Source organism: Nocardia sp. NPDC059228 (assembly GCF_042754245.1).
Lineage (GTDB): Bacteria > Actinomycetota > Actinomycetes > Mycobacteriales > Mycobacteriaceae > Nocardia.
In genome coordinates this window covers 1-1,395 of record NZ_JBHZAL010000111.1, presented here as the reverse complement: position 1 = coordinate 1,395, position 1,395 = coordinate 1, and the positions used below count along the sequence as shown (strand labels likewise).

1 protein-coding gene is annotated in these 1,395 nt (G+C 70.6%); it reads left to right on the top strand.

Annotated elements, in window-relative coordinates; translation table 11 throughout:
- Positions 1 to 1,395, top strand: a 1,395-nt coding sequence (locus ACFXKA_RS42790) for a glutamate synthase central domain-containing protein (protein WP_379431874.1), incomplete at both ends; no start/stop codon positions are given.

The window sequence follows — 1,395 nt, the reverse complement described above, 5'->3', positions numbered from 1 at the left end:
GAGCTGCTCGGCGCGTCCGCCCGCGCGACGATGCCCGCCTTCCGCCAGCTCTTCGTCTCGGACGGCACGAGCAGCGGCATCGCCCTCGACCGCAAGGCGTTCGTGCTGCGCAAGCGCGCCGAGCGCGAGGCCGGGGTCTACTTCCCCTCGCTCTCCGCCCGCACGATCGTCTACAAGGGCATGCTGACCACCGGCCAGCTGGAGCCCTTCTTCCCCGACCTCTCCGACCGCCGCTTCGCCACCGCCGTCGCACTGGTGCACTCGCGCTTCTCCACCAACACCTTCCCGAGCTGGCCGCTCGCCCACCCGTACCGCTTCGTCGCGCACAACGGCGAGATCAACACGGTCAAGGGCAACCGCAACTGGATGAAGGCCCGCGAGTCCCAGCTGGCCTCCGACGTGTTCGGTGACGACCCCCGGACGCTGGAGCGGACCTTCCCGGTCTGCACCCCCGACGCCTCCGACTCGGCGTCCTTCGACGAGGTCCTGGAACTGCTCCACCTCGGCGGCCGGTCGCTGCCGCACTCCGTACTGATGATGGTCCCCGAGGCGTGGGAGAACCACGACTCCATGGACCCGGCCCGGCACGCCTTCTACCAGTACCACTCCACGATGATGGAGCCCTGGGACGGCCCCGCCTGCGTCACCTTCACCGACGGCGTCCAGGTCGGCGCGGTCCTCGACCGCAACGGACTGCGCCCCGGCCGCTACTGGGTCACCGACGACGGCCTCGTCGTCCTCTCCTCCGAGGTCGGCGTCCTCGACATCGACCCCGCCAAGGTCGTCCGCAAGGGCCGCCTCCAGCCCGGCCGGATGTTCCTCGTCGACACCGCCGAGCACCGCATCATCGAGGACGACGAGATCAAGGCGGCCCTCGCCGCCGAGAACCCGTACCAGGAGTGGCTGGAAGCCGGCGAGATCGAGCTGGAGGACCTGCCCGAGCGCGAGCACATCGTGCACACGCACGCCTCCGTCACCCGCCGCCAGCAGACCTTCGGCTACACCGAGGAAGAGCTGCGGATCATCCTCGCCCCGATGGCCCGCACCGGCGGCGAACCGCTCGGCTCCATGGGCACCGACAGCCCGATCGCCGCGCTCTCCGCGCGCCCCCGGCTGCTGTTCGACTACTTCACCCAGCTGTTCGCACAGGTCACCAACCCGCCGCTGGACGCCATCCGCGAGGAGCTCGTCACCTCGCTGCGCTCCTCGCTCGGCCCCCAGGGCAACCTCCTGGAGCCGACCGCCGCGTCCTGCCGCAGCGTCACGCTGCCCTTCCCGGTGATCGACAACGACGAGCTGGCCAAGCTCATACACGTCAACGCCGACGGCGACATGCCCGGCATGACCGCGGCCACGCTCTCCGGCCTCTACCGCGTCAGCGGCGGCGGCCAGGCC